The sequence below is a fragment of the Candidatus Atribacteria bacterium genome (genome assembly GCA_011056645.1).
Taxonomy (GTDB): Bacteria; Atribacterota; Phoenicimicrobiia; order Phoenicimicrobiales; family Phoenicimicrobiaceae; genus Sediminicultor; species Sediminicultor quartus.
In genome coordinates, this window is sequence record DSEL01000214.1 from 1 (window position 1) to 4,927 (window position 4,927).

Annotated in this window: 3 protein-coding genes; 1 reads left to right on the top strand and 2 read right to left on the bottom strand. The window is 34.1% G+C overall.

Features of this window, described 5'->3' with window-relative positions; translation table 11 throughout:
* Nucleotides 1–298: 298 nt before the first annotated feature.
* Complete coding sequence (locus ENO17_09930; GenBank protein HER25349.1) at nt 299–1,570, bottom strand: carbohydrate ABC transporter substrate-binding protein; 1,272 nt, start codon at nt 1,568–1,570, stop codon at nt 299–301.
* Between the two features lie 578 nt (nt 1,571–2,148).
* On the bottom strand, nt 2,149–3,357 hold the full coding sequence (locus tag ENO17_09935) for a glycosyltransferase (GenBank protein ID HER25350.1): 1,209 nt from the start codon (nt 3,355–3,357) through the stop codon (nt 2,149–2,151).
* Between the two features lie 284 nt (nt 3,358–3,641).
* Here ENO17_09935 and otsB point away from each other — a divergent pair, with 284 nt between their 5' ends.
* Nucleotides 3,642–4,874: a trehalose-phosphatase gene (gene otsB, locus ENO17_09940; GenBank protein HER25351.1), complete on the top strand. Its 1,233-nt coding sequence runs from the start codon at nt 3,642–3,644 to the stop codon at nt 4,872–4,874.
* Nucleotides 4,875–4,927 lie beyond the last annotated feature (53 nt).

A 4,927-nucleotide genomic window follows, 5' to 3' on the forward strand; every position in this document is an offset into this window, starting at 1 on the left:
ATAGTGTATTAATTGAGGGGTAAACTAAAAAGAAAAATAAGAGAAATATAGCCGGAGATATATATAACCAGGGAGTAATTTTTTTGGTATGTACCACAGCCTTCTTTCCTTTCTAAAAATTAATGTTAATAATAAAATATTTTAATATTAGCATTAGATCTTCTCATTCAATGAGCAAGGAAACCCTGTCTTGTTTTCCTTAGAGTAGGTAGGAAGAGTAATTTTAATCTTTAAATGCCCCGGAGAGCACTCAAGACTACTTGAGTGCTCTCCTGGTAATGATAGATCTAATTCATTGCTATTTCCTATAAGCATCCAAAGCAGTAGTCTCAATAGTCATTAATACTTTCATTAAGGGAATTCCGCTTACATAATCTAATATTCCTGTCCAGAAAGAACCTGCTCCAACTGCCGACGGCATTAAATCAGAGCCATCAAAACGGAAGGTTGAAGCTTCACTCAAGATTTTAGCGGCCTTACGGGTCAAATCATCAGGATACACAGCAGGATTTATTCGTTTGTTTGCAGAGAGTTTCCCTAATTCAGCCACCCATATTTCCTGAGCTTCAGGAGAAACAATATATTCCATAAAAGATCTGGCTTCAGGAGTATCCTTGAACATAGCAAACATATCTGCCGCTCCTAAAGCTGGATTTCCATATTGAGGGTCAATCGGTGGGAGCGGGAAGAAATCAAAGTCTTGGCCTGGTACTAAGTTGGGAAAATGATCCAGTATAAAGCTTTTAATAAAAGTTGCCTGTCTGTGCATATAAGCATTGGGTGGAGTAGTAAACAAAGCATCCGGAGAATCACCAAAATTAATGGTAAGTTCTGCATTGGTTCCACCATAGACATACTTCTCGTTCAGGGCTATCTGACCAAATAGTTCAAAAGCTCTTTGCACTCTTTCATCAACCCATGATATCCCATGTTTAACCCACAAATCATAAACCTCTGGTTCTACAGTACGAAGCATAATATCTTCAATCCAATCTGTTCCAGCCCATCCACTGGCAGCGCCGCTTTCAAATCCAATAGCCCATGGGGTCTTACCGTCTGCTACCATTTTATCGGAAAGAGCAATCATTTCTTCCCAAGTAGTTGGTACTGTATATCCTGCAGCAGCAAATGCTTTAGGACTATACCAGACTAAACTTTTTAGGTCAGCAGAAATAAATACTCCGTTTAATTTTCCTCCATAAGTTCCCAGGTCTAACCAGGTGGGTGAATAATCACTGCGTAATACTTCCATGTCCATAAAGGTACTTAAATCTACTAATTTTCCAGCTCTGGCAAATTCTATCATCTGCCCCGGATTCGGTATGGCTGATACGTCGGGTGGATTGCCCGCTTCAACTTGAGTAGTTAAAACAGCAGGAAGGTCTCGAGTTCCGGTAAATTCAACTTTGATACCAGTTTTAGCTTCAAAGGGAGCTACCATCTTGTTAAAAGCTTCTGCCTCTCCACCGGTCCAGGTACCGAGAATACTTACAGAGGCTGCAAATACACTTGAAGCAAACATTCCGGTTAATAACATTATCAAAACAACAAAACTAATTTTCTTTAACATTTTTTCCTCCTTTATTTTTTTTTAAACAATATTTTTTAGTTTTCTAATTTTATATTTCTTATCCACAACACCTCCTCTTTTTTTAGTTAGTTATTTAGTTACCTGATTAGTTAGTTTTGAAATTATTTTATTACTTAACTAACCAGGTAACTAAATGCTTATCTAACTAAATGATCATGCAATATTAACCTATGCCTTTCTTTATCTACTATTCGTAAATAGCTGCATGACCGATTAATCATTAAATAACAAGCATATGTTATTAATATTCTATATCCCTGCTAAAAAATCCTTCTTTTTTAAAGATTTTTTCAATTTTTTTTTCTTAATAGGAGCATTTGATAATTATCCCCAACCTAATTAGCCATTAAAATTACTGTTTGATAATTAAATATTCACTAAATTAGCAAGAGAATGGTTGGAATCTGCTAATCATCGGAAATGTGTCCCTATAGTCTATTAGTTTTTATGGATAATTCATAAATTCTTTATGGGATTCGGATTATGTATGCATACCGGATTATGCGGGTAATTTTATTTTTAAATATGGTTTCGATCAGGTTTATTAGTTTTGATTTCTAAATCATTTCGTTTAATAAATCAACATAATCTATAAGTAGGCGGGTGATCAGGAATTTTTCTTTTACCGTTTCTTTGCCTTTTTTCCCTATCCTTTCTGCTTCTAAAGGGTTTTCTAAAAGGTAGATAATTCTTTCTGTAAAGCCATCATAATCTACGGGGTCAACCAGATAACCATTTTGACCATCGGTAATCTGCAGTGGTATTCCTCCTACATTAGAAGCGACTACCGGGGTTTCTTTCCACAAGGCTTCAGAAACGGTTAAACCAAATCCTTCTTTTATTGATTTTTGAATAATAACCTTGGAAATACGCTGGAGCACATTAACCAGAATGTCATTTTCTACATTTAATATAATAATATCTTTTTTATCAATCATGTTTTGAGCTGCTTTTATTATCTGCTGGTATACCTTTATCCCTTCCGGATCATCGATAGCCATACTACCACATAAAACCAAACGACAATCAATGTGAGATCTTACTTTTTTAAAGACCTTAATAACCCCTAACGGATCCTTTAGATAATCAAAACGAGATATCTGGGCAATAATAGGTTTGTCATCTAATATTTTATATTTTTTACGATATTTGTTAATATCTTGTTGTGACAACTCTTTATTTTTAGGTGATAGAGGATTGATCGCAGGAGCGATTACTTTTTGAGGAACAGGTAGTTTTTCAGATTTATATTTATCACTGGAAACAATGATTCTGTCATAACGAAGAATAAAGTTTTCCAGATAATACCATAATTCAGGGTGAGGGTTGGATAAATCAATATGACAGCGCCAGATCCAGGGTTGTTTTTTTGTGTAATACTTAATCAAAGGTAAAGGTTGAGGATCATGAATAATGATAGCATCATGATTATTGATGTGAGTAAAAACTGAAAATTCTTGATTAACCTTAAGATAGAGTTCTTTCTTAATTTTTGAAAGATTTATTGAGTTTCCCTGTAAGGCATTGTGAAACTTTTTGGTAATTGTAAAGAAATCGGGGTTTCCATGGAGTATTCTCCATCCGGCGAAAATACCAAGCTCATTCATGAGAATAATTAGAGATTCTAATATTTCAGCCACTCCTCCGCCCTGAGCAGTAGAATTAATGTTTAGAATTGACTTTGAAGTGAGCTTCCTTGCTTTTTTAAATAAATCAAAAAATAATTTATCCCCGATTATCGCCCTGTATTCCTCGATATCATGCATATTATGTTCCCCTTTCTTTTATTTTCATAGGCTATTGTTATATTTACCTTATTTTATAAGATATCCTCCGAATTTTTTTTAATAGTATACTTTTTATTATAATGGTGTCAAGTGCGTACAAAAGAAAGAATCACTGATATATTTTATGTATCCTTCTAATGACCTTATAATCTATACAGCAATAATCAAAAGATACTACTTTTTCTTGACATCCATTGGCTTTATTAATATTATTTTGATAGTTACTATAATAATCGGCAAATATAAAGTATATAGGATATCTTATGAAACAAAAAAATTTTAAAGCACTTCTTTTTCGGTTGGATTGGGAAAAAGAAAATGCATTACGCAATAAGCAAATAATTGAATTTACGAAAAAATTAGGTAGATCGGATTTAAAAATTAGATTGCTATTGCCTGATAAAAAAACTTTTTCCAGCACTAAAGATGTAAATCCCTTCATTCAGGCTATACATAAAATTGGAATTTCTCCTGCAGAAACCATGGCATTACTTACTCAACCAGAAGATATAGAATCTGCTCGAGATAACGGTTTTGCCCTTATTGTAGGATGTAAAACTACAAAAGAAGAAAATGAAACAGAACATTTTTTTACAAAGGGGGCGGATATTGTCATTCAGAATTTAAGCGATTTACAGGCAAAATGGATTGATAAGTGGTTTAATCGATATCCTCCTCATCTTTTGGAATCAACACCAATCTTTCCCATTGAAAATAAAAAAATCTTTTTAAACCCCCGGTACCTTTATTCCGATTACAAAATAATGGAAGGGAAAGAAAAAGCTGTCTTCTTTTTCGATTATGATGGTACCCTAACCCCTATTGTCGAGCGGCCAGCTCTGGCTAAGATATCTCCGGAGATGAAAGAAATTGTCAAGCAGTTATCTCTACAATATAAATGTGCGATTGTAAGTGGAAGGGGAGTAAAAAATATACAAGCTTTAGTGGACATCCCGGGAATTTTTTATGTTGGAGATCATGGATTGGAAATTATTGGACCAGGTACTTCTATGTTACATCCTAAAGCAAAAAAATTTTTACCGCTTATTCAAAATATCTCCAAAATTGTAGATAAATCATTATCTCACATTCCTGGAGTCATAGTAGAAAAGAAAAAGATGAGTGTGGCCATTCATTATAGACAGGTACTAAAAAAAGATCTAACCAGCCTGAAGTTGCCATTAAATAAAGTTCTAAAAGAAAATAGAGAAAATATCCGTGTATTGAAAGGGAAAAAAGTTATTGAATTTTTGCCAAACATTGAATGGAATAAAGGTAAGGCAGTTTTATGGATATTAAATACTCTGGGAGTCGACTGGTCTGAGGGAAAGATTTTTTATTTGGGAGATGACACCACCGATGAAGATGCCTTTCGCATTCTTCGAACCCGAGGAACCGGTATCCTTATTGCGAATAAAGCCCAAAAATCTGCTGCTGATTTTCGATTATCTTCACCTGAAGAGGTTCAATATTGGTTGAAACAGTTTTTAAATTGATTTTCCCATCAATTCTTTTAAAAGTGATAGTACTTCAATAGAAGACTCAATAT